At 42.8% G+C, this 23,059-nt stretch carries 21 protein-coding genes; 5 read left to right on the forward strand and 16 right to left on the reverse strand.

Annotated features, from left to right (window positions below):
- Together F6K64_RS35700 and F6K64_RS35705 are read left to right on the forward strand one after the other, a co-directional pair.
- On the forward strand, positions 1 to 378 hold a 378-nt coding region (locus F6K64_RS35700), incomplete at its 5' end, for a hypothetical protein (protein ID WP_287251602.1).
- Positions 308 to 811, forward strand: coding sequence for a hypothetical protein (locus tag F6K64_RS35705; RefSeq protein WP_287251604.1), 504 nt, complete (start codon positions 308 to 310; stop codon positions 809 to 811). The genes F6K64_RS35700 and F6K64_RS35705, both read left to right, overlap by 71 nt.
- Positions 812 to 1,069: 258 nt before the next feature.
- Here the strand turns inward: F6K64_RS35705 and F6K64_RS35710 are convergent, their stop codons facing one another.
- The 15 genes from F6K64_RS35710 to F6K64_RS35780 form a co-directional block, all read right to left on the reverse strand.
- On the reverse strand, positions 1,070 to 2,584 hold the full coding sequence (locus F6K64_RS35710) for a glycosyltransferase family 39 protein (protein WP_287251606.1): 1,515 nt from the start codon (positions 2,582 to 2,584) through the stop codon (positions 1,070 to 1,072).
- 64 nt (positions 2,585 to 2,648) lie between these two features.
- On the reverse strand, positions 2,649 to 4,220 hold the full coding sequence (locus F6K64_RS35715) for a glycosyltransferase family 39 protein (protein WP_008180963.1): 1,572 nt from the start codon (positions 4,218 to 4,220) through the stop codon (positions 2,649 to 2,651).
- Positions 4,221 to 4,455: 235 nt separating this feature from the next.
- On the reverse strand, positions 4,456 to 5,073 hold the full coding sequence (locus F6K64_RS35720; RefSeq protein WP_008180962.1) for a metal-dependent hydrolase: 618 nt from the start codon (positions 5,071 to 5,073) through the stop codon (positions 4,456 to 4,458).
- A gap of 162 nt (positions 5,074 to 5,235) precedes the next feature.
- The gene (locus F6K64_RS35725; protein ID WP_008180961.1) at positions 5,236 to 6,201 is read right to left on the reverse strand and encodes a lysylphosphatidylglycerol synthase transmembrane domain-containing protein; all 966 of its coding nucleotides are present in this window, start codon (positions 6,199 to 6,201) and stop codon (positions 5,236 to 5,238) included.
- Positions 6,202 to 6,211: 10 nt separating this feature from the next.
- On the reverse strand, positions 6,212 to 7,528 hold the full coding sequence (locus tag F6K64_RS35730; RefSeq protein ID WP_229414356.1) for a rhamnogalacturonan lyase family protein: 1,317 nt from the start codon (positions 7,526 to 7,528) through the stop codon (positions 6,212 to 6,214).
- Positions 7,529 to 7,684: 156 nt separating this feature from the next.
- The gene (locus F6K64_RS35735) at positions 7,685 to 9,199 is read right to left on the reverse strand and encodes a flippase (RefSeq protein ID WP_008180958.1); all 1,515 of its coding nucleotides are present in this window, start codon (positions 9,197 to 9,199) and stop codon (positions 7,685 to 7,687) included.
- 31 nt (positions 9,200 to 9,230) lie between these two features.
- Positions 9,231 to 10,271, reverse strand: a complete 1,041-nt coding sequence (locus F6K64_RS35740; RefSeq protein ID WP_008180956.1) for a sulfotransferase family protein — start codon at positions 10,269 to 10,271, stop codon at positions 9,231 to 9,233.
- Positions 10,272 to 10,380: 109 nt separating this feature from the next.
- On the reverse strand, positions 10,381 to 11,127 hold the full coding sequence (locus F6K64_RS35745; protein ID WP_229414354.1) for an acyltransferase: 747 nt from the start codon (positions 11,125 to 11,127) through the stop codon (positions 10,381 to 10,383).
- A gap of 42 nt (positions 11,128 to 11,169) precedes the next feature.
- Positions 11,170 to 12,228, reverse strand: a complete 1,059-nt coding sequence (locus tag F6K64_RS35750) for an NAD-dependent epimerase/dehydratase family protein (RefSeq protein WP_008180951.1) — start codon at positions 12,226 to 12,228, stop codon at positions 11,170 to 11,172.
- An 81-nt stretch (positions 12,229 to 12,309) separates the two neighbouring features.
- Entirely contained in the window at positions 12,310 to 13,035 is a 726-nt protein-coding gene (locus F6K64_RS35755) for a class I SAM-dependent methyltransferase (RefSeq protein WP_229414352.1), read from the reverse strand.
- A gap of 33 nt (positions 13,036 to 13,068) precedes the next feature.
- The gene (locus F6K64_RS35760) at positions 13,069 to 13,914 is read right to left on the reverse strand and encodes a hypothetical protein (protein ID WP_008180947.1); all 846 of its coding nucleotides are present in this window, start codon (positions 13,912 to 13,914) and stop codon (positions 13,069 to 13,071) included.
- An 80-nt stretch (positions 13,915 to 13,994) separates the two neighbouring features.
- Positions 13,995 to 15,752, reverse strand: a complete 1,758-nt coding sequence (locus F6K64_RS35765) for a glycerol-3-phosphate dehydrogenase/oxidase (protein ID WP_008180946.1) — start codon at positions 15,750 to 15,752, stop codon at positions 13,995 to 13,997.
- Positions 15,753 to 15,763: 11 nt separating this feature from the next.
- Positions 15,764 to 16,375, reverse strand: coding sequence for a glycosyltransferase family 4 protein (locus F6K64_RS35770; RefSeq protein ID WP_008180944.1), 612 nt, complete (start codon positions 16,373 to 16,375; stop codon positions 15,764 to 15,766).
- 271 nt (positions 16,376 to 16,646) lie between these two features.
- A complete protein-coding gene (locus F6K64_RS35775; RefSeq protein ID WP_008180942.1) occupies positions 16,647 to 17,336 on the reverse strand; it encodes a glycosyltransferase family 4 protein in 690 nt (229 codons plus the stop codon).
- Between the two features lie 709 nt (positions 17,337 to 18,045).
- Positions 18,046 to 19,068 carry a glycosyltransferase family 2 protein gene (locus F6K64_RS35780; protein ID WP_008180938.1) on the reverse strand — a complete coding sequence of 341 codons (1,023 nt, stop codon included), beginning with the start codon at positions 19,066 to 19,068 and terminating at the stop codon, positions 18,046 to 18,048.
- A gap of 836 nt (positions 19,069 to 19,904) precedes the next feature.
- Between F6K64_RS35780 and F6K64_RS35785 the strand changes: the two genes are divergently transcribed.
- The 3 genes from F6K64_RS35785 to F6K64_RS35795 all read left to right on the forward strand — a co-directional run bounded on the left by F6K64_RS35785 (position 19,905) and on the right by F6K64_RS35795 (position 21,625).
- The gene (locus tag F6K64_RS35785) at positions 19,905 to 20,060 is read left to right on the forward strand and encodes a hypothetical protein (RefSeq protein WP_229419856.1); all 156 of its coding nucleotides are present in this window, start codon (positions 19,905 to 19,907) and stop codon (positions 20,058 to 20,060) included.
- Between the two features lie 247 nt (positions 20,061 to 20,307).
- Positions 20,308 to 21,255: a choline kinase family protein gene (locus F6K64_RS35790; RefSeq protein ID WP_287255184.1), complete on the forward strand. Its 948-nt coding sequence runs from the start codon at positions 20,308 to 20,310 to the stop codon at positions 21,253 to 21,255.
- A gap of 7 nt (positions 21,256 to 21,262) precedes the next feature.
- Positions 21,263 to 21,625, forward strand: a complete 363-nt coding sequence (locus tag F6K64_RS35795) for an SDR family NAD(P)-dependent oxidoreductase (protein ID WP_287255186.1) — start codon at positions 21,263 to 21,265, stop codon at positions 21,623 to 21,625.
- A gap of 101 nt (positions 21,626 to 21,726) precedes the next feature.
- Here the strand turns inward: F6K64_RS35795 and F6K64_RS35800 are convergent, their stop codons facing one another.
- Positions 21,727 to 22,890: a group II intron reverse transcriptase gene (locus tag F6K64_RS35800; protein ID WP_287255188.1), complete on the reverse strand. Its 1,164-nt coding sequence runs from the start codon at positions 22,888 to 22,890 to the stop codon at positions 21,727 to 21,729.
- Positions 22,891 to 23,059 lie beyond the last annotated feature (169 nt).

The raw sequence follows: 23,059 nt of genomic DNA on the forward strand, positions 1-23,059 counted from the left end.
GATGCGTTCCCACTGGTCATTCCGCAAAGCATAGCGGCGCGTCATTGTACCACTCCTGAAATTACTCAACTCGCCAAGAATTTATCTATTTTAAACTGGATTGACACCTATTTGATGACACGCCCTAAGGCTGCTGCCAAATTCTCTAAATTAGTGAGAATATACCGAGGTTTTTGGTCTGGTTTACCTATATCTTTTCGTCCTCTTAATATTAAGTTTTATTTCGAGATTGGAAATTTATGGAACCTACAGTGTATTTACGGATATCTAGAGAACAAATATCCCAAATATATTACGAGGTTCAACAATGAAAAAAATCGGTTCTACTACTCTACTCATGTTCGCTACACTCTCGGGACTTCTGTTGTTTCCTTCTGAAGTGAAAGCGGATGAGATCAGATACTGTTACAGTGTCCCTCGTTACTACGTTGAGCAGGATGCAGCTAACCATCGTGAAGCTTACGATGATGGTTATCAGGAGGGGCGACGTGATGCCAGCAGGGGTATAGCTTATGAAGAGCGCACCGCAGGGGGCGAGTTTAGTCGTGGCTATCGTCATGGATATTACGGTCGCCGCTACAGAGGTCAACGGCGTCGGGTTCCAGACCGCCGTAAGTACTACAACACCAGGGAGTGTCGTACCTACAACTATAACGATAAGGAGAATATGAAAGATGTTTTGGGCAGGATTTTGCAGCAATTTGAAAGGGATATACGTGCGGATATGAACTGGGACAACAACTCTCAAAGGTACGAGCAAAGGTACGAAGAGAGAAGCCAGGACAGATACTATCAAAGATATCAAAGATAGTTGTTCATGCAACTATTTCCATAACCCAGTCACTATGGTGCTACTACTACCTTATGAAAGCTTTGGGGAGTTGGTTGTGGTACACAATACGTGATTTTCGCTCCCGTTAGCTTTACCAGACCGTAGCCAAACCACTACATCTTTACCACTACCCATTCTTGATTTAATTGCGCTTTGAGTTATTTCAGGAAATTGCGATCGCTAAAAACCGGCAATAACTAGTTCTAGGCTTAGTTCAATAGACAACTGCGGCGAAGTCTACTCCTGAGACGTTTTATCAGCAGAACGTGGTTTAAGCAGAAATATTTCTATCCCATCAATGGGTTTCTCTCGGGTTTTAATCTGAAATTGCTCTTTAACAACAGACCGAAATAGCTTCGACGACTTGACATAAACTAGCCATAAACGAGATTGGGTTGAAGGTAAACTGCTAATCCAACCTTCTATCGCTTGCTGATCGTTTTTTCTAACCGATGGCGGGAGTACATCCTTAATCTCAATACTTGCAGAGCCATGATAGTAATGATTCAATGCCACAGGTATTCTCTGACCAATGGACCAAACAATCACATCACCCGGTTGTTCTTTGGTCGCAATGGTTTCTACTAAACCACGCCAATTTTCTCGATCGAGCACGGTATAGTAACGCTTTAGCCCACCACCAACAGCAATGGCATAGATCAGCGCTATCACCAAGGCACCAATACGCCATCGATGCCAAATGCCGATCCCAGCGGCTGCTAAAAGAATAAATAGGTATGGAGCTGCTAAGAGTAGGTAACGATTGACCCAAAGAGAACGAGAGACTTGGGACACTGAAAAGAACAGAACTAAGGGTAAAAACGCCCAAGCCGCAATCCAACCCAGCTTAGCTGAGCGTGGTTTGTTGAATAGCACAACACCCAGCAAGCAGGTCAACATGACAGAGTAGGCATTGTAAAACCAGTAGATGGCATTGGAATTGGCTCGACCAAAGGGCCAAGCTGTCAAGCGACCTGGCTGCATGATCACATCAACTACACCAGGACTAGTGCGTCCACCGAGATCACGAACTGATGTACCGGGTACTTTTACACCTCCCATAAATTTGGCGCTCTTAGTTACTAGTGGAAACACCCATGGCAGCCATAAAATACCAATCAGTAACAGTCCGACCCCGAAACGGAACAAAACACGAGGTTGATTGCGATACTTCCAGCCAAACACAACGATGTCTGGGAGCAGCAGCGCTACGTTAAGGGGTGTGCTGATAATTGCCAAGAATCGCAGAGCAGCCCATCCTAAAAGTAAGGGAGTAGTTGGACGTTCTAGGGCGTGGGTTAAGATCAGTGTGCCAGCAACACCAAAGAATGTACTCGGTGCGTACATCCGGACTTCTTGGGCATGATGGATAAACAGGGGTGAGAGGGCAACGATTAGGGCAGCAATTAAGCCAGTGGACTCTCCCATTAAGCGCCGACCAAGCCGATAGGTAACAAAAACAGTACCAATACTAAACACAACGCACAATCCCCGCAGCCAAGTATCACTACTGCTAACTATCATCCAGACTTGTAGGAGGATGTGATAGAGGGGGCGTGTACCATTAAAGACTTGCTCTAGGTGCTTGGCACGATGAATACTAATGAGTTCATCAACCCATAGGCTTTCTGTACCAAGTTGATAGACATACAATCCAGTCGCTAATACTAAGATTAAGGTAATGGGCATCCATGGTCGGAACCAATTTCCTCCCTCTAGGAGCGCTGGTGTTTTGTGGTTGTTGGCTTTCATGCTAACTCAATAATCAAAGCCCTAGAGCTTAGACCGACTAACTCAATAATCAAAGCCCTAGAGCTTAGACCGATGTTGATTTGTTTTTTATATCAGTAGAATTGCGAGAATCAGTAGAATTGGCAGAATTTGGTATGATCAGAAATAGATGCATTAAATCATTCTGTCTATAAAAGTTCTCGTTAGTAAATTCTTCGTGTCTTTCCAGATTAAAATGTTCTTTGAAAACAGTGCGAAACTTTTGTTCGTCAAAACCTGTGCCGCACAGTAGCCACAGCCGCGAGGGAATAGGTGGCAAGTTATTTAGTGCTTGCTCTACGACTGGCTTTTTGACTCGATCAGAAGGACAAAGTTTACTTCGGGAATAGATCGGAGCATCTCCACTATAGTAATGATCCAGCGCTGAGGTCATTTTTTGCGAACCTATGGATAAAAAGATGGTATCACCAGGTTTTTCATTAATGCTAATTGTTTGTGCTACACTGCGCCAATCTTGGCGATCCTGCACGGTGTAATAGCGTACTAGTCCAGTGCTAACGGTAATAGTATAGATAATTGCTACTGCGATCGCCAAACTCCGTTTCCAACGCCACAATCCCATCAAGCCAGCGGTCAGAATAATCAAAATGTATGGGGATAAAAACAGTATGTAGCGGTCTATCCATAATCGTTTAGAAACTAAAAAAATCATCACTGACGGTATAAATGCCCAAGCAGCAATCCAACACAGGCGTGGTTTGTGGTTTTTGTGGATTATGGCAATACCGATCAAGCCAGCTAATAGTAGACTGTAGGATTGATAAAACAAGCTACTCAGCTTCGATGTGGAAGGAAACGGAAAGGCAGTAAAATTCTTTAACTTACGTAAAACATCCACAAAACTGGGAAATGAGTGTCGAGTAGCCGATGGATCAATTTTGGCGATGAGATTAAGAGCCTTGCTTAGGAAGGGCAGGGTTCCAGACAATAGAGATAACAAAGATGGTAACCACAACAGGATTACCAGTAACAGCCATTTGCCGAAAGCTAATAATGTAGCGCGTTGCTTGCGAAACCGAAACCATACTAACCAGATGTCCGCGAAGAGCAGGGTGGCATTTAGTGGTGCAGTTAGGGTTACCAACAGTCGTAGGCTAGCCCACCAAGCCATTGAGGTGGTAGTAGGATTCTCAAGAGCATGCACTAGCGCTAGGGTACCACCTAGACCGAGACAAGTGCCTAGGGTGTACATACGAACCATTTGGGCAAAATTGATGAACAGGGGCGATAGAGCCAAGAGGAGGGCAGCAATCAAGCCCGTTGGCTTTCCCCCTACACGACGACCAAGCTGGTAAGTTAGAAATACACTGCCCAATCCAAACAAGACAGACAACCCCCGCAACCAAGCATCGCTGGTGCCAAACTGCATCCACAGCCACAGCAGGATGAAATACACTGGGCGGATTAGACCCAGATGGCCTGGTAAGCGTTTGGCATCATTAACACTGTAGAGTTCATCCACCCACAGGCTCTCTGTGCCGAGTTGATAGAAATACAACCCAGCCGCCAATAGCAAAATTAAGGCGATGGGAATCCATTGCCAAAGCCAATCTGCTTGGATTGAGGTTTCTGTTGAATTAAGTTTTTCTGCTTTCATGCACCTGACCAACCTTATCTAGAATCAGTATTAAGAACCACCATGATCAGACCAGGGTTCATCATGGCTCAGGAAAGATGGTTGATCGCCATCAACAAAGAACGATTAACCTCTTACCAAAGTAAATTGGGACACACGGCCATATTACTTATCAGCCTTGTTTTAGACATTTATGCAAAAGATCTATTATTGTCTCCATCACCTGATCACCTGATCACCCCATCACCCTTGGCCTCTATCTTGCCAATGGTTTTCTGCCGTCAGTTTTCCCAAACCCATACCATGCCAGTCCTACCAAGGGTGTAAGTACTACGATTTCCCACAGTATTCCCAAGAAGTTAGGAATACTCAAGATGGTGCATACCATACCCAATTCTGGATTAAAATAATCAAATCGGGCAAAGATGGTAATAGGTGAAATAAAATACTCTAGGGAAAAAGGCCAGAGTGCCTGGACTCCGAAAGGTGCTGTTGGGTCAGCTACTAGCATATCCAACAGGAGGTGGCTTCCATAAACTAGAGCTGCCCAAATTCCCCATCGGAGCCGATTTAACTTCCAACGCCCCACTAGCCAAGCAACGAAGATGCCAATTATGGCGGCTACTATCAAGCTGTGGGTAGCCTGACGGTGAAAAGCTCCTGGATTTCCCAGCAGCAGCAATCCAGGCAGAATGTCTATGTCTGGCAAATTCGTGAGCAATACTGAACCATACAACAGCCGAGTTTGCTGATGCCAAGCTACATAAGGGCGTGCCAGAACAAATCCACAAATACCGGCAAATGTGTGTCCTACTGGTGATGGCATGTGATTAATTGGTAATTGGTAATTTATATTTGGTAATTGGTAATTCATATTTGGTAATTGGTAATTTATATTTGGTAATTGGTAATTGGTAATTTATAATTGCTCTGACTATTGTTTATTGATCACCATTACACCTGATTACCTGATCATCCGATTACCTGATCATGACCTTACCTGATCAGCCGATCACCTGATCTGAGTTAATCACCTTTACTTGCGCAAAGCGTATACAATTCCCCCCAGCAGCCCCTGAATGATCACGATTCCGTAAGCCAGCCAAGCAAAGGCAATGGCTTCGGATCTGGCAATATTGTAGCCGTAAGCCGCAAAAAAGAATACAAATGCATTCTCACGGAGACCAATGGCGTTGATCGATACAGGCAACACCATGATCAAGGAGACTAGGGGAATGATCAGAAAGAAACTAAGAAGGGGAACCGGTAAATCCAGGGCCTTTGCAATTAGGTAATAATGAGCGATGACACTGATTTGCACCATCAGTGACAACCCCATAGACATAGCCAAGGCATGTTTGCGGTTCCCAAAGGCTAGGAAAGCTTTAATAATATTCAATACCTTGTTTTTTATGGGGTGCCAAAAGGGTAGTTTGATCTTGCTAATAACCCTTGAAATCTTCTGAGAGGGTATGAAAATCATCGAGACTACAAGCATAATTGCTGCCGTACCTAGCATCACCCACAGATTAAGTAATGGTAACTGGGCAATCAATGTCTGAGAAAAAAACAGCGCCCCGAGGCCAAACAGCATCAAACCCAGTAAACCGAGGAAACGATCCAAAAACACAGTGGCTAGTGCGACTGATTTGCTCGTTCCCAACCGCCAGGCATCATAAGCCCTAACAGCATCCCCACCAATGGTGGAGGGCAAAAAATTACTGAAGAAAATGCTGACCATGTAGGACTTATACAAGTAAGGGATGGTAGCTTTCACATTCTGAGCCAAAAGTAGTACCCGCCACCGATGAGCTCTGATGTAGTAACTGGCTAAGTAGACCACAAACGCTGCCATTAACAGAGGAATGTTGGCAGAACTCACAGCTAGGAAAATGTCAGGCAGATTGGTCTTGCGCAACACCCAAGACAGTAGCGCTATGGAAACGCCGCATTTAATGATCGTAAGAATCAATTTTTTCCTAGCAGCTAACCTTTTTTCCATGGTTTTTAGTTTATGGACTGTAGTAGTTCCAAGTCATCTTACTGCGGCGGTAGTGGTTTTGAGTCCATAGCCGTGGGCGATCAAGATTGGGATTGGGTTCGGGGTTGCTGTAGATGTCCAGCTGATTCCCATTGAGAACCATCACCTCTTCCCGCCAATCCCCAGATACATCAGCAACGTAAAGTCTCGCCGCCTGTTCTTTGAACCGATGGAGAAATTGCCCACTCAGGGCATCGAAAATCCCCACGTCTCCTGGTTTATGGCGCTCTTTGACAGCCACTAATTGCCTCGACTCTCCTGTCCAATCAATCGGGACGATCACCTCTACACCTTTGTCTGTCCATCCCTTGGGAGCAACATCATCCATTTGATAGTTAGCAATCAGTTGACCTTGGGCATCAAAGACAAAGGGTTTCTGGTGCTTCTGGTAACGGCTGCGGCACCACACTTCTAATCCCGGTCGTTGGGGGTCAAAATCACCAATGGCAGCATTTTGTGGTTCTTGATGCTTGTAGTGGGTTTTCCAAATTACGCGATCGCGGTTATAAAGGAAAACCCGATTGCCACCCCCCTCTTCCAGAGCGACTACCTCTAATCCTGGAATGTCTGGACGCACATCAGCCACAAACAGGGAGTCAATATGACCTTTTATGGGAATTTTCAACAACATCTCTCCGTCGGGTGAGATGATTGTCCCACCCAAAACCTCATCTTTGCCATCTCCGTCGAGATCTGCCACCCGTGCCCCATTGTGAGCATTGGCAAGGAAATCATCTCGGCTCCACAATGGTTGAAGGTTTTCACCTTTGAGTAGGTTGTCTAGGGGATAGGCTGCTAGATAACGACCCATACGGTATCCTTCAGCATTAGTGGCCTGAAGTAGTAAATCGCGATCGCCTTTGCCCCGGAAATTGGCTACTACTAAGTGCTCCCAACCCTCTGTACCTTCTGGAGATGGGAGTTTTATAGTTTTCTGAGTCTCTCCATTGAACCCCTCAACAATATGGAGGGTATTGTCCTTGGTTAAAAACAGAACTTCTGTCTTTTGATCTCCATCTACATCAGCTGCTTGGACACCGGGGGCCTGGTTTCCTGGCAATCCTTGGCTCTCTGACTTCCCAGTTACCTGGATATTGATTGACTTGCTCCAGAGTGCTTTACCAGAATGACTGTAAGCTGCTATATAACCTGGCTTAGTAATGATCAAATCTTTCTGACCATCATCATTGATGTCTGCTGCAATCAGTCCACCGAGACGGCGATCGCTGGCAGCAGGCTTAAGTTCAATAACTTGAGGTTTAATCGTGGAATAAGGCAAATTCGACACTTTAGCAATACCTCTTTTTGCCTTGGATTGCTCCACACATCCCCAGCTTAAACAACTATAAAAAATCAATAATAAACATATTTTTAATTGAACTCGCCTCTGGCGTAATCGGTACAAATAGTTCTGCATTTCTATAGATAGTATCAATAGAGATTATCAATTCTTCAATAGCCCTAAGCGCTGTTGCATCTTTCTCAAGATGATCAGATCCGCTTTCTCTATGCCCATTGCCCATAACAGCAGTACATAAACTAGAAACACAACTCCAGCAGTAATAACCAATACCAGAAGGTAAGGCATAAATGAAACCCAAGAGTGTACACCGAGACCGATCAAAACAGCGAGAGTTCCTGCCCCTATGGTTTTTAAGTAGCTCCAGTTGAACCCATGAATATGCAAAACTAGGTAGACTTGCAAGATACGCAGCAGATTTACTGCTAAAATACTGATTCCTGTTGCCACTGCCGCTCCCATCAGTCCCCATCGTGGAATCATGAGCATATTTAATCCGATGTTGGTGATCGCTAACACCACGTCCCCAAAGAGCTTGAGATATTGATGCCCTGACATTGCTAGTACGTGCATGGCTAATCCTCCCGGACCAGCTCTTGCTAATTGCCCTGCTGCTAGAATTGTTAGAGGTAACGATCCGATTTCAAATTCTGAACCGAAAACACGTAGGATATCTTTACCAGCTACTACCACAATTAAGAACAGAGGTACAGTCAAGGAGAAGCTCCAGCGGGCAGCAGTTCTAAAGAGTTTGTCTAATTCTTCAAGCTCTCCGTTACTATAAAGGTTAGCAATCATCGGTGTGAAGATTGTTACCAACGAGCGAGTGAACAGAGTCATCAACAGTGCTGTCTGGGAAGCGGCCCGGTAAATCCCCACCTCTGCTACAGGTCGAAAATATCCCAGCATTAAAGAGTCTGTCCAGAGCATCACCAGCCACAAAAAACTTCCGAAAGATAAAGGGAGGGAAAAGGCAAGTAGTTGCCTGGTTTCGAAGACAGGGGTGATATTTCTGCTCAATAGGGCAGGAAAGATACCTCGAATAAAATGGACGGTGAAAGCTAAAGACACGATTACAGCAAGTAGCCAAGCAATCGCTGCCCCCCACAGTCCCCAGCCAACTTTACATAGTACTACAGCTAATATTAAGTTAATTAATGGTAGCAGAAGCTCCCAAACATAAACTTTGTATGCTGTTATCTGAAATCCTGTAGTAGCAAATGCTCCTACTGTCATACTAGCCCCGAAAGGGAGAGCGATCGCGAACACCCGCAGTGCAAGAGCAAGGTCTGGTTGACCAAAAATCCCCTGGGCAATAAGGTCAGATCCCAAAAATAGACCGATTCCAAATACTATACCGCTGAGGAAAGGTAGTCCAATCCCCTGTAGTAAAACTCCTTTGAGCCGACCATTATCATCTGTACCATGATGGATTGAGACATAGCGTATAGCTCCAGTTTCAAGCCCCATCCTAGAAAATAGTTCTCCGAGTTGGTAGATGATCATTGCCAAGGTGTAAAGTCCGAAGACTTCTGCACCCAGAAGCCAAGCAAGCACTACTTGAGTTACATACTTGAAAGCAGTACTTATGACTTGACCAAGGAAGGATAAACCAGCTCCTTTGACAAATTTGTTGAAGGTGGCATTAATTGGTGCCACTAGATATCTCCTCCACTGTTTCTATCAGTTGCTAAATTCCCAATCTGAGGCGACAATAGATCTTGAGTCTCCGGATGCCGTCGATATGACCTTTAGTGTTTTTAAGCATTGCCAGTATTTTCCGTGGTGGATGTTCAAGGAACCGAAATTGCATCACCTCTAGACCCGAAATTTGAGGTTGATGCCACTGCCTCTCGTACCCATAGCGCTCAAGTGTTCCTCCTGCTACAGCTTCAAAGATACGAAGTTCACGCTCTGTCATTTCACTGCGCCATTTGCCAGCGTTACTGGTCAGAGGAGGTCTAGAAAGATTTTTCTGGTTTTTCTGGTCAGTTGGATAGGATGCACCAACCTTATGGAATTCCAACATTTCAGGGGCAAATTCCTCCTTAAGAAAGGTGCAAATCTTTCGAACTATACCTTCAGGTTCCAACAATAATTCTTCGTATCGGACTTCTAAAAAAGAGTCATCATTGAGAGCCGTTCTCAACTCTTCCACAGTTTCAAGATACTCTCGCCATTTTTGAGCAAGTGGGTAGATGTGCTTTGGACCAAAGCGAGAACCCTTCCAGGATAGAGCCACATCGCGGCCATCTCGCACTATATGAAGCACTTGCAAATTGGGAAAAGCATTGAAAATTTCGCGCCAGTAGAAAATATGGGCAGGCGTCTTTTCTCCCCAGCGTTGTTTACCTTGGGCATTAGTCCAGGCACCCATGATGCCATCAACTATGCCGTGAAAGTCAAATCTATAGATAGCTTCAAGGGTGTGCTCACGATTGGGAGGGGGAGACCAGTCTCTCATGACCTCGGTTGTCAGGATATCGTCTACCAGACGCTCACGGTTTTGAATCAGCTGTAGGTTACCGTAGTACTTCAGCCAGGGATAAAACGTATTATAGAGGTGAGACTCGAATGGTATAGCAATTCGTGGATGGCAGCCAATAATCCGACTCAGAAGGGAAGTTCCAGAACGAGGACATCCAAAGATGAAGATTGGGGACTCTGAAATACCTAGGTCTGATTTAGATTGGGAAGTCGGTGCTAGACTCAAATTTTTGGTTTGATTCATCTACTTAACTTCTCTTAAATTACTCATAATTTTTATCGAGGAAGCTTATTAAACCTGCTAAAATAAAGGAATTATATACAAGACCAAGATATGGTACAAATATTGACGTTTAGACTTGGATTTGCTGACGCATTCGAATTACCCTAGCTGGAACCCCAATCGCAACAGCATAATCAGGAAGGTTTTTGGTAACTACAGCACCTGCACCAACAATACACCCTTTGCCAATCCGAACTCCATCGAGAACAATTGCTCCGGCACCCAACCAAACATCATCACCAATCACCACTGGTCCTTTAGAATAAACTCCCTGTTCCATCATGGGAATATCCAAACGATCTGATAGATACCGACCACCCCCAATGTAACAGTTACCAGCAATTAAGACAGAACTGCCAATAAAAATGCCAGCACCTGAGGAGATAATAGCATTACATCCAATATCAGTTTTTTTACCAATAACTACAGGACCAGTTTTTCCCTGAATCACACAATTCCTGGAAACAATAACATCGTCTTTTATAGTTATTCCATCCTCTCCAGCACCGCTAGCATCCAGGAGAGCATAATCGTCGATAGCGATGCGGTTTTCAAGAGTAATATTTCCAGGATGACGTAAAACAATTCCCTTCCCCAAAATAACTCCAGAACCTACAGCCTTGAAAAGGGGAGAAAAAAAATTTTTTCTCAATAGATATCCAGCTCCACCAGCCAGATTACCAAATAAAAAAGTAGCTAATTCATATTGAACTAAAGATAATAACTTATTATTTCCTATAACCTTTGCTTGATAACTCTTCAATAAAGAAGAATCTTTTTTATTGAGTTGCTCTGTTAAAGAAACTTTGGATATCAATTTTTTTTCTTTATTGGCTATCATAATCAATGCTATTCTCAACTAGGTTAACTTTTGTTCGGAAACTAATTTAGGATTTTTAATAGATATCCATCCTTGGTCAAGATACCATTGGGCTAATTCCTTTAACCCTTCTTCATCGGAATGGACAGGCACAAACCCCAGTAAATTTATCATCTTTGCTGTGTTAAATGAGCGGTCTTTTGTATAAAACGCTAGCCGTCTTCGATAAATAGGTGGTTCTATGCCCAGGGGACGACAGATGAATTCCAAAAAATCACCTAAGGCAAACAGTGGCGCAGCTGGCAAACTAATGAATTTAAAGGAAATTCCATAGTATTCACTAATAATAGAGACCATTTTTTGAAAGGTTATCGCCTCCTTACTGCCACAAATAAAAACTTCTCCCACTGCTTGAGGATGGGTGGCTGATAGTATAAAAAAATTGGTCAAATCATCAACATGAATTAAGTGCAGTAAGTTACTTCCATTGCCAATTATTGGTATCCACTTACGGCCAACCATTTTGAAAATTTTCAAAAACCGTTTCTCCCCAGGACCGTAGATTCCTGATGGTCGTACCACAGTGACTGGTAAGCCTTCCTTTTTAGCAAAATCTCTGATCCACAGTTCTCCTTCTAGTTTGGTTTCTTGATATATATCTCCAGGATGCATTGGACAATTTTCATCACCAGGAGGATTTTCGACATGACCATGAACACCAATTGTTGAAACGTGAACAAAACGCTGAAATTCTGGCTCTTCTAAAGCGTACTTTGCTAGCAATTGTGTGCTTACAACGTGGACATTGTAGTAGACATTGTCAGCAGATTTTGCTTCTCGAAAAGGAGTTACAATATGAAAGATATAGTTAACTCCTTTGATGGCTTTCTTGATTAACTCTTCATCAAAAACATCCCCTCTAATCCATTCAATTTTAATGTCTTTAAAAGGCTCAATTTTAGAACTAGGACGTGCAATAGCGACGATATCTAAACCTTGTGCGACTAATTTACGTACAAGAACTGAACCTGTAAACCCTGTAGCTCCAGTCACTAAGACGCGACTGCCAGTTGGGAGTTTGAATTGAGTATCTTCCATATTCTACTGTCTTAGCTAACCTAAAAAATATTGGAATTTAACCAAGCAAGTTTATACAATTAATTTTAATCGGCATCTGGCTTAAGTCTTGGTAAGCTTTAAAATTACGGGTGAACCAAACAAATTAGTCAAGCCTGAGAGTCGAGCTAACTTCTCCATAAATGAAGAGAAGCTAGGAGATTTTAAAGTGCGATGGAGTACCATAGGCACAAAGAATTGGGGATAGCGCTCAGCTTTGCTCAGACCAATAGATTGAAAAAATTCTAGAAGCTCATGTTCTTTATAACAGATAAACTCTCGTGTATTTCCTTCCAATCCTTTCTTGAACTTAAATAGATAGGGGGCAATAGCATTTACGCTCCTGACTGTAGGATAGTCTAGGATTACTGCTTGCTTTGCTACTCGATTTAGTTCTGTTAAAAAAGACTGCCATTGAGTCACATGAGCCAAGAATCGATAGCTGATCACAACATCAAACGCTCCGTCTGGGTAAGGGAGATCCAAAACATTGCCCACCTTGAAGGAACAAAGATTAGCATCAAGAAAATTCTGAATCCTCCCCTTACAGACATCCGCACTACCAAGCACAGTGAGTTGATAACCATTTTGAATCAGAGCCCCTGTGAGTTGACCATGTCCTCCTCCCACATCAAGGATGGTGGCTTTAGGATAAGGAGTTAGCATTTTCAAGGTTGCGTCTTCCTGGACTTTCAGTAGCCAAGCCCCAATTTCCCCGGCAAAACGGGAGGCATAATCCTCAGAAGATGTTTCGATATCGGCTGTTTCGGTAAAATCACCTGTAGACACCACTGTTAAATTCCTTTAGTCATTTGTTTAGTTTTAATTGCTATTTTTTTTAGACTGAATTGCTAATTGGTTACGAATAAATCGCCAGGGGTTTTCTAGAGAACCATAGGCCTGAATAGGTGTCAGGGGATTGAGTAGCATTTCCTTGATATCTTTTCCTGGTTCTTCATTACTCAAGGAACCCTGGATAGTAAATCCAAAACTTCCAGGACGACAAGATTCAGAAGCCAAAGGAAGTGGATCGCTTCCTGGTAATATCCGCCATCCTTTTTTCTCTGCTTGTTTGAACAAAACTGGTCGTGACCAGAATACAGGACGTCCACCATTGTCTCCTAGAAAAAGCTTGGGAAAATTCTTGTCTTCCAAGAGCTTATGTAACAGTTTTCCCCGATGTCCGATCCATTTACCAACTCCCCAGGGCAGTATAGGGATTGCCCCAGCGGCAAGGATTTCTTTAATCGTTACGTCTAAGGGTAAACCATCTTCAAGGTTTTGGTCAGTGATCAACGCTAATACTTCCAGGTTTTCCGCTGTCACAATTTGGCGACCAGCAATTAAGAACATTCCTTGCCCTAAGGCGTTACAGGTATATAAGGATAAATCTTCCTGGGTACGGTGGAACATCCAAGGTTTTCCCTGGCTTACCCTAGACTGATTATTGTTTTGAGCTAAATCAGCTAACTTTTTATACCATTTTTGATGCTCTATTTCTGTCAACAATAATACAGCCTGAAAATTTTCTCTATCACCTGCCTGACCAGAAAATCGCTGGAAATTTTCCCAAGCTGAGGTCAGCAGTTGATCGATATCAAAACAGTCATGAAGGTGAACGTGACCATCAATCAGGATTAATTGATGCTTTTGAGCGGTAGCTACCATGGATTTTTGTTAGAATCTCCCTGATTTCCATAAACTGCTGCTGCTTCAATCGCATTCAGCTAAAATCTTGCACCACAACCTCAAAGGATCTTCTGGGCTAAACTCACTGGACCGTTAAGGGTTTCAATTCCAATACTTTTGTCCTGAGTTAATGCACCTCCCATATTAAAAATGTGATTAACCTTGTCTAACTCTAGCTCTATTTGTGACCGACTCCATCCTAATTCCGCACCCATCACCTCAGCACAGATTCTGAGAGCCTCATTTCCGGGATGACCAGCACTACCCAGTTCTGTCCGCCGGAACACCACATCACCTAATGTTTGAGCCATTTCCTCAACAACCCCATGCAAGACTTCAGCTTTGAGTACAGCCAAATCATCAGTAGGTTTACAGGAGTGATCTGATACTCGCTCCAAATATAGCAGTACATCTTGATAGGCACTACCGTAGTTATACACGAGGCGGCGCATTACCTCCTGCCCCAGTCCATAGGGTTGCTTAAGGATTTCCGTCTGCAAAAACACTTCAAATTGTTCGATGTGTCCACCGTAAATTGGTGTAACTGATGACAGGGAGTTGGGAGGCTTTTGGCCCCATGACCGAAATACCTGGTCAACCACTTTCTCAGCCACATCTCTGGCAGTGGTATATTTCACCCCAACCACTGAGATCAATCCTGGCAATTCTTCTTTGGCATGATCGAAGAGTTGATAGTGTTTAGCCAGTTGTGGCAATCCTGTCTCAGTAATGCCAGTTCTAGGAAGCAAGCCACCATGGATGAAAGCTACATCTGCTTGGTTGAGTTTAACCGATGGCCATGCTTGGTTGATGTCATCGAGCAGGTCTTGAATATCCTGTTGGGTAATGTTTAAGTTATCCGGGTCTTGATCCCAAACAGCATAGGATGTACCTACCAGGGATTTACCACGCCAGGGCGCAATAAATAGTAAGCGAGACCCCTTGTTAACTATGGCATCGGAGTCACGATAGGAGTATGGCGTGGAAATACCCACAGCATAGGTTTGGCAGAGGGGACGGCGAATCACCAGGTTCATGGCTTTGGCAAGGGGAACTCTGGGTTGCTGCTGGGGTTGCTGCTGGGGTTGTTTCAGTAAACTCAATACCCGATTTGTCCATGGTCCGCTGGTGTTGACCACAGTCTTGGCGCGGATGTCGAATTGATTCCCACTTAACACATCTTGCCCCTGAATACCAGTGACCCGATTTCCAGCTTGCAGAAATCCAGTCACTTCTACGTAGTTAGCCACCACTGCCCCAGCTTGCTCAGCTGAGCGCAGAAAAGATAGGGTCAACCGTTCAGAGTTGTAGACCTGAGCATCATAAAAGACTGCTGCTCCAGTTAGCCCCTGGTGGGGAATTCCTGGAAGCAGCTGCTGACACTCTTGCTTAGAGATGACCCGACCATTGGATATGTGTTTTTGGGGATCGAGTTGGCGATTGCGATCGCAACTGATTAGGTCATTGATAGTAAGTGCCACAGATAGCACTTCTTTTCCCTTCATCCCATGGCCGTAGGTGGGAATCAACACTGGTAATGGATGAACTAAGTGAGGCGCAATCCGCATTAAACTGGTGCGTTCATGAATCGATTCACGCATCCGTTTCAGGTCAGCATGCTGGAGATACCGTAATCCCCCGTGGATGGTCTTCAAGCTGTTAGCAGAGGTAGCGCCACCGAAATCAGCTTTTTCCACCAAGGCAACTGACAATCCCCTGAGGCTTGCTTCCCAAGCTACGCAAGCTCCATAGATCCCACCACCGATGACTAATAGATCGTAAGAGTTTCTGGCTAACTCTACTAGGTTCCTTTTCATTAGTTGTCTGCTTAGGCTATATGCTCTACTAACTCGTGATGTAGCCAATCATAAAGACTGTTTAATTTTTCCCGAAAAGCTGCATAAGTATGCCTTTTCTCAATCAATTTCTTGCCAGCACTGCCCAGCCTCAGTCGTAGGGTTTCATCAGCGATCAGAGCAAGCATTCCCTTCGCGAAAGCTTTGGCATCTGGCCTCCTCAGCAGAGCAACCTGATTGTCTAGCAACTGGGTATGGGTTGGTAAATCTGTTGCTAACAATACTTTTCCACTATCGAGATAGGAGTAGAGTTTCATCGGGGTATTTTTACCCAAAATTCTCGGAGAGACTAAAATATCAGCCTGCTCCAAATAGATAGCCAGATGCTCAACTGGTTTCGGTCCTAAAAAATGGACATGTTTTTCCATCCCAAGACAGTGAGCCTTATTCGTGTATTTCCGAATGTCGTCCGCTTCTCCACCGATAATGACTAAGTTAGCCTGATCAGTCTGCTCAAGGGTCAACGCGAAGCTGTCTAGAAGTAGGTCAATCCCCTGATAAGTCTCCAGATTGCCCACATACATCAGGAGGACATTATGGATTCCTAGCTCACGTCTGAGATTACTATAAATAGTACTATACATAGTTACACCAATGTTGAATCTTGAAGTTGAATCTTGAAGTTGAATCTTGAAGTTGAATCTTGAAACTGTTGAATCTTTAAGCAAAATTTAACACAAACCTGCACATTTTTACTAGAATTATCTTTCCTTACAAAATAAAACGTATTCTTAGGACATCAAAACAATATGTTCTGTTCATTATTAACAATAATTATAAATTTATTTAACTCAAATTATAAAGTATGGAGGTTTTAAATATTTAGTCTAACTTTAAAGACTTTTTATTAATTTGTTAAAGATTAGAGTTAAGCAACGATATATCTGGAATAACTACAGTTTTTCTGGGCTTGTACTTTTGAATATCTGCTGCCAAAGCATCGCAAACTGAAACCACAACTTTGGCATTCTTCACAGCCAGTCCTTCAAAAAAGTTGAATAGTGACGAAAAAATCTGTAGCAAAGGATACTTTTCAATCATTTGTTGGGCTAGAGATGAATCCATGTCATAGATATAGGGAATCTTACACAGGATTTTGAGCCCTAAACCGATAAAGACTGATTCCTCTCCAGCATGAACCAAATCGTAGCGTTTCTTAGTCACTAGGCGAATTACAGCAAGCAACATGAAAAAATCACAGACGATTTTTTTCCAGGAGAAGCCTGGTCGTATATTGCGAACCCAGGGTAGCTTAGGGGTTCGGTATACCTTGATATTTTCATACTTGATGTCACGCCCTTCAGGATAAGTCACGACATCAACTTGGTCTCCCCGTTCAGAAAGCACCTTCAAAACCAGGTTGACTGCGATGGGTGTGCCACGATTCTGATAAAACGGATGAGGAGCGAGTAATAGAATGTTCATCCTACTGACATTTCGTTCATCATAGGAGACTGGTTGATTCTCCCAGACAGTCAATTCATCCCTGCTGCTTTTGACCTCAAGCCGATCAGTAAGCCGATCAGTTTTGCTCGTTAAATACACGTTTATCTCCCCCTATATTTAAAGCACTCTAATCAAGAGCGCCCCATTTCCAAGCCAGCTTGATTGAAACTCCACTATTGCTCAGTAAGTTTCCGGTAGAGCTTAATATAATTTAACAATAACCAGTGGTTAATTTCAGCTATGACTAAAACCCCTGACTTAGCAAGAATGTATGACTCAATGGTAAACACCGATACAAATGGATTAAATAATGCTTTAAATATAAACTAAAACTGCTCCTAATTTCTGACATGAGGATGAACCATACTGCCCAACTAAGTGTTATGCAGAACTGGTTTGAAGGGATTTTTTATCTAAAAAAAATCTATCTTAATTAGAACCTAAATAAATTCTCCAAATCAACTAGTAATCTGGAGCTTAATGAAATCTTGATGATAAACTTCATATAATCTTTACAAATTCCCAATCTTCAAGAAATCGCCTTGGTTAGCGGCTAAGCTAATATGCATTTAAATTTGAGGTCAGCATTCAGCCCTTAGCTGTCAGCTAAGGGCTGAATGCTGAATGCTTACGATGATACTTTGGTTAGCCACTAACCAACTTGATTTCCAATTGATAAGTAGGTGGGCATAAATAAACGTTAAAACTCAAAATACGAAAATAAAGCTGAAACCCTTTATTAAAGGGGTTTTCAGCATTTTGAATCTCAATCGCTATTTTACGGATAATTAAGCTCACCTACTTATCACTAAGGTTGTTCAACATTAAAGGACACCACTTCTCTGACCCGATAAATCGGTCTTCCCTGAGATTCGTGGTAAGTACGCATCAGTAGTTCTCCTAGTAGACCAAGACTAAACAGTTGTACACCAGTCGAGATCAAGAGTACTGCCAAGATTAGTAAAGGCCGATCCCCGATATCTTCATTAAGACCTAGCTTGAGAATGGTCAGATAAGTCCCAATGATTATGCCCGTGCCTAGGGAACTCAGACCTAGTAATCCAAATACATGCATGGGTCGGGTGAGGAATTTCTTCATAAAGAAGATGGTCAACAAATCCATTAGCACCCGGAACGTTCGCCCCAGACCATACTTACTACTACCATAGCGACGAGCATGGTGACGCACGGGTAACTCGGTAATTCTTGCCCCCTCAATAAATGCCAAGGCTGGTAAAAACCGATGTAACTCACCGTACAGGTTCATGTCTGCTACCAATTCCGAGCGATAAGCTTTCAGAGAACAGCCATAGTCATGGAGTTTAACCCCAGTGGTGCGTCCAATCAGCCAGTTGGCAATTTTGGATGGCAGTAAACGAGTCACAGCCGCATCCTGCCGTTTTTTACGCCAGCCACTAACCAAGTCATATCCTTCCTCAAGTTTGGCAAGCAGCATGGGAATGTCGGCTGGATCATTTTGTAGGTCACCATCTAAGGTAACAATGGCACGACCCCGAGCATAATTAAACCCAGCTGCCATCGCAGCAGTTTGACCATAGTTGCGACGCAAAATTACCCCTCGCAAATCAGGGCGGGAGAGGACTTGTTCCTTGAGCAGTTGGGTTGAACCATCTGTGGACCCATCATCGACACAAATAAGCTCATAGGTGAGCTTAGTATCGGTTAAGGTGGATGCGATCGCATGAATCAGGTGGGGCAAACTCTCCACCTCATTGTAGATTGGTACCACCACTGACACGTCTGGTGTTATATCAGTGCCAGACCAGTTCTGGGCATTTAATTGCCCTTGTTTAATTAAGGAAATTTCCATAGGATGCCCCAGGTTGAGTAATATCCAATCCGGTTTAAACTATAAGCACATATTATTGATGGTCTACTCTAACTTTTGGGGATATGTCAAGGCATTGGGCACATTTACCAGGGTAAACGCATCTTATTTTGAAATGCCTACTGGATATGAAATTCATACGATAAGTATTTTTGCTTATTAATTTTGAAATCTTTGTTAGGTGCGCTTGACCCATTAAGAATTTAATTCGCCACGGGTCGCACCTAATAGCTATGAGAAACGCTATCAAAGAACTTTTATAGCAACCGAAGTATAGTTTAGGACAGAGTATTTTGGTTGAAAGGGAGCAGGGAGTAGGGACTAAGGCCGTAGGCCACGCGGGGCGCGTTCGGAGCAGAAATATGTCTTAAGCTTTACTTCGACTGCTATATAGTGTCACAAACCTGAAATCTGCTGCGTCAATGTCAATAAGCCCCCTACATTCTCAATAATCTCGGAATTATTGAGAATGTGATTTGAGAAATCTGAAAAATCCTAATGGCAATTCGGCTTCGCCGACGCGGGGCGCGTTCGCAACGGTTTATTCTTTCTTGCTCAAAATACTAGGTGCGCGCCTCCAAGGCCGTGAGGGATTGCTCACGGCCTTGGGTCGCACCTAAATTTTTTCCAATTTGAAGAAAAATTGCTTTAATTAGATTTTTTTAAGTTACAATCTATACCAAATTGAGATGAGCTTACCACCCTGGGTACCTACCAGACTCCCACAACTGGAGTTATGTCAGCTAGAGTCTGCAGACCTGAGGGGGTGACAACAAGGCTAAAAACTAGACAGGGTGTAGGGTGCAAGGGTGTGGGGTGTGGGGAAAATAGAAGCGATGCAGCGCGGTCTTGGGGGTTTCCCCCATGAGCGACTGCATCAAGACAGGGAATTTGGAGTAACCCCAGCAATTTCCTTGGCCTTTAGGCCACGCTGCGCGAACGGTCTGAAACCTGATTCAACCGTCTCTTCTTGATGCAAAGCGCGAGTGGGGGAAACCACGCCAGTTGCTCATGGGGGGAACCCCCTTTGGCCTCACTGGCTCCCCTGTTCCGAAGCTGCATCGCTACCAAACTGGCCAGCTCCTGATGTTTCCCTACACCCAAAACCCCACACCCCACACCCAGTAAGATTTTTAACGCTGTTTGTCACCCCGTCAGCATTAGCAGTCACCATAGCTCAGCTTTAAAAGTCAACAATTAGAAATAGGCAAGGGAATCCTCATGAATCAACTACAGCAGTCGGAAATAATTTCTGAAACCCTGACCTTCGCAGAATCAGGTGTTCAGCCCTTTGAATTTTACAAATCCGATCGGATTGTTGTAGAGCAGGTATTTTCAAATCTCCCTTCCCTAAAAAAGGTAGCTATTAGCAGGCTTGAAAAATTAACCGAAGGTAAAAATAACCAAAATTTTAAAGTTTATACAGATAGTGGAGTTTTTGTTATCAAAGTTTGTCATACATCAGAAGTGCAGCAAATTAACAGACAAGTAGAATATGCAATTATCAAAAAAGCATATCGTGCAGATCTTGGAGTGAAGCCGATCGCATTTGACCCCAAAAACCACTCAATAATTACTGAATTTATTGATGCGCCAGTCTGGACTTTTCAAGAAATCAGAACTGCAGCAGCACTGAAGAGTTTTGGGGAATCTATCCGTAAAATTCATGAACTTTCCCCGATTAGTCATACCTATCATATTCAAGATTTACTTGATAGATACTGGCATTCATTAAAAAAATATAATGCTAATGATACAATAAAAATTAAAGATTTTTTTGAAACAATACGAAATAAATTAGATGTGTACCATCAATCGAGTGACATCAAGTTTTGCCATAACGATCTTCACTACGGAAATTTTTTGAAAGGTCAAAAAACTATATTTATGGACTGGGAAATGGCGGGAATGAATGATCTTTATTCTGATCTTGCTGCATTTATCCATTTCCACCATCTCGATAACCAGCAAACTGAGCTGTTTCTTCAAGCATACTCAAAAATATCTCTGAATAGAGATAAACTCGCCATTCACCAAGATGCCATCCTGCTCAGGGAATTACTATGGGTTCTCACCAAATTGCAAGAAGGCTATACTGACCATTATTATGCTGATTATCGGCAAAGATGTTTAAAAGCTGTTATGAATAAGCAGGCAAAGCTTTTATAAAAAGACCATGGCAAAAGTTGTGATGATTTCAGGTGCTAATCGCGGCATAGGCAAAGCAATTGGACTCAAACTCTATGAATATGGCTTTTTTCTCAGCCTTGGCGTCAGAGACTTAGATCGGGTAACCAAAGATATTCTAGAACTGCCAAAGGATAAGGTGTTATTGGTTTCTTATAATTCAGCTGATCCAAATACAGAACATGAATGGATTAAAAAAACACTCGATGTCTTTCATAGGATAGATGGCCTAATTAATAATGCTGGCATTTTTCATTCCGTGGATATTGAAGATGATAATGAGGAACTACTCGATAAAATGCTGGATGTAAATACAAAAGCACCGATACGTCTTACACGTTTGGTTTATTAAACTAAGTCAGTGAGTCACCCCACTGACTCGTCTCCAGAACCGTACGTGTAAGTTTCCCTTCATACGGCTCCTCATCATAGGAACCCTTGTCATTGGTACCTCTAGAACGGATTTTTATCTAATTCTGAGGAATTGATTTTTGTTCCGTGTTTTTTGTCGTGACAATGTAGGTGTAGTAATTCTAGATTTTTATCTAGGTCACTTCCACCTAGAGCGCGTGGTACTATATGGTGTTTTTCCAATAAATCTCCATCCCGGAAAGTGAGACCACAATGAGCGCATTTCCCTTTTTGCCGTTTCAAAAGTCTTCCCTTTTGACTGGTCCTTTCAGGATGTTTGCTCATTCTGTTATTCCAGTAAATTAGGTCTCCATCATAGGGGCTTCTGGCTTCTTTGACTTTTTTATGCCTGATGATTCCTGTTTTGGCATGTTTTGGGAGGTAATTCTCCTTATTTGTCATGAATATCCAGTTATCCTCACCAATGGTTCCCCAATATTTGCTGGTTACCCAGGCTTTTGATTTATTGTGATGCCTCCTATAACCCCATCTTTGGAGTTTGTTCCAGAGCATGCTATCGAGTTTGCTATAAACCTCTTTACTACATACTGAGCTGTAGTAATTACACCATCCACGTATAATGGGTTTTAGGTGTCTTATTAAAGCATCCTGAGGGGCAGCCTTGTGTTGGTCTATGACCTTGGAAAGCTGTTTATGATGTTCTAGGACTTTTTCCTTGGATGGTTTGATGATGGTTTTAAAACCTTGTTTTGATTGGTGTTTACCTACTTGGTAGTGACGAATGTTGAATCCTAGGAAATCAAATCCGTGGTATGTGTGGGTAATCCTTGTTTTACTTGGTTTTAATTCCAAACTCATGTCTTTCAGCCATTTATTGATGACTTCTTGACATTCTTCTACCACGTAATGGTCTTTGTGCATTATGACAAAGTCATCTGCGTATCGAATCAAGTTTAGTGCCTTTTTGTTGTCTCTTTTACTTCCCTTTAAGGATTCGGCAAATTGTTTGATTCTTTTTTCCATTCCGTGGAGGGCTATGTTCGCTAAAAGTGGTGATATTACACCCCCTTGCGGAGTTCCCTCATTTGTAAATGAGAATGTTCCCTTATCCATCACACCGGCTTTTAACCAGGACTTTATTAATCCTCTCATGGATGGGTAAGTATTTAATTTTTCTAGAAGTGCATCATGGTTGATTTTTTCAAAGCATTTGGCTATATCAGCATCTAATACCCATTTGGGCATTCTATTGATACTGTTGAATAAGCTGTTCGGCATTTAAATTGGTATAATAAAAATTAATAAATAACCCAATAATAGGAAATATGCCAGCAAAAAATTATCTGACAGCAAAAAACAATACTTCAAAAAGCCTTAAAAATAGAAGAAAATGGAAATATTAGAGAACGTATTT

This window comes from Moorena sp. SIO3A2, from assembly GCF_010672265.1.
In the GTDB taxonomy this organism is placed as follows: Bacteria; Cyanobacteriota; Cyanobacteriia; order Cyanobacteriales; family Coleofasciculaceae; genus Moorena; species Moorena producens.

What these genes read in the sequence shown, in the direction of transcription:
- F6K64_RS35795 (WP_287255186.1), top strand. Translation starts at nt 21,263, where the DNA reads ATGGCAAAAGTTGTGATGATTTCAGGTGCTAATCGCGGCATAGGCAAA.
- F6K64_RS35765 (WP_008180946.1), bottom strand. Translation starts at nt 15,752, where the DNA reads ATGAAAAGGAACCTAGTAGAGTTAGCCAGAAACTCTTACGATCTATTA.
- F6K64_RS35715 (WP_008180963.1), bottom strand. Translation starts at nt 4,220, where the DNA reads ATGAAAGCAGAAAAACTTAATTCAACAGAAACCTCAATCCAAGCAGAT.
- F6K64_RS35750 (WP_008180951.1), bottom strand. Translation starts at nt 12,228, where the DNA reads ATGGAAGATACTCAATTCAAACTCCCAACTGGCAGTCGCGTCTTAGTG.
- F6K64_RS35770 (WP_008180944.1), bottom strand. Translation starts at nt 16,375, where the DNA reads ATGTATAGTACTATTTATAGTAATCTCAGACGTGAGCTAGGAATCCAT.
- F6K64_RS35725 (WP_008180961.1), bottom strand. Translation starts at nt 6,201, where the DNA reads ATGGAAAAAAGGTTAGCTGCTAGGAAAAAATTGATTCTTACGATCATT.
- F6K64_RS35740 (WP_008180956.1), bottom strand. Translation starts at nt 10,271, where the DNA reads ATGAATCAAACCAAAAATTTGAGTCTAGCACCGACTTCCCAATCTAAA.
- F6K64_RS35760 (WP_008180947.1), bottom strand. Translation starts at nt 13,914, where the DNA reads ATGGTAGCTACCGCTCAAAAGCATCAATTAATCCTGATTGATGGTCAC.
- F6K64_RS35710 (WP_287251606.1), bottom strand. Translation starts at nt 2,584, where the DNA reads ATGAAAGCCAACAACCACAAAACACCAGCGCTCCTAGAGGGAGGAAAT.
- F6K64_RS35780 (WP_008180938.1), bottom strand. Translation starts at nt 19,068, where the DNA reads ATGGAAATTTCCTTAATTAAACAAGGGCAATTAAATGCCCAGAACTGG.
- F6K64_RS35720 (WP_008180962.1), bottom strand. Translation starts at nt 5,073, where the DNA reads ATGAATTACCAATTACCAAATATAAATTACCAATTACCAATTAATCAC.
- F6K64_RS35705 (WP_287251604.1), top strand. Translation starts at nt 308, where the DNA reads ATGAAAAAAATCGGTTCTACTACTCTACTCATGTTCGCTACACTCTCG.
- F6K64_RS35800 (WP_287255188.1), bottom strand. Translation starts at nt 22,890, where the DNA reads ATGCCCAAATGGGTATTAGATGCTGATATAGCCAAATGCTTTGAAAAA.
- F6K64_RS35790 (WP_287255184.1), top strand. Translation starts at nt 20,308, where the DNA reads ATGAATCAACTACAGCAGTCGGAAATAATTTCTGAAACCCTGACCTTC.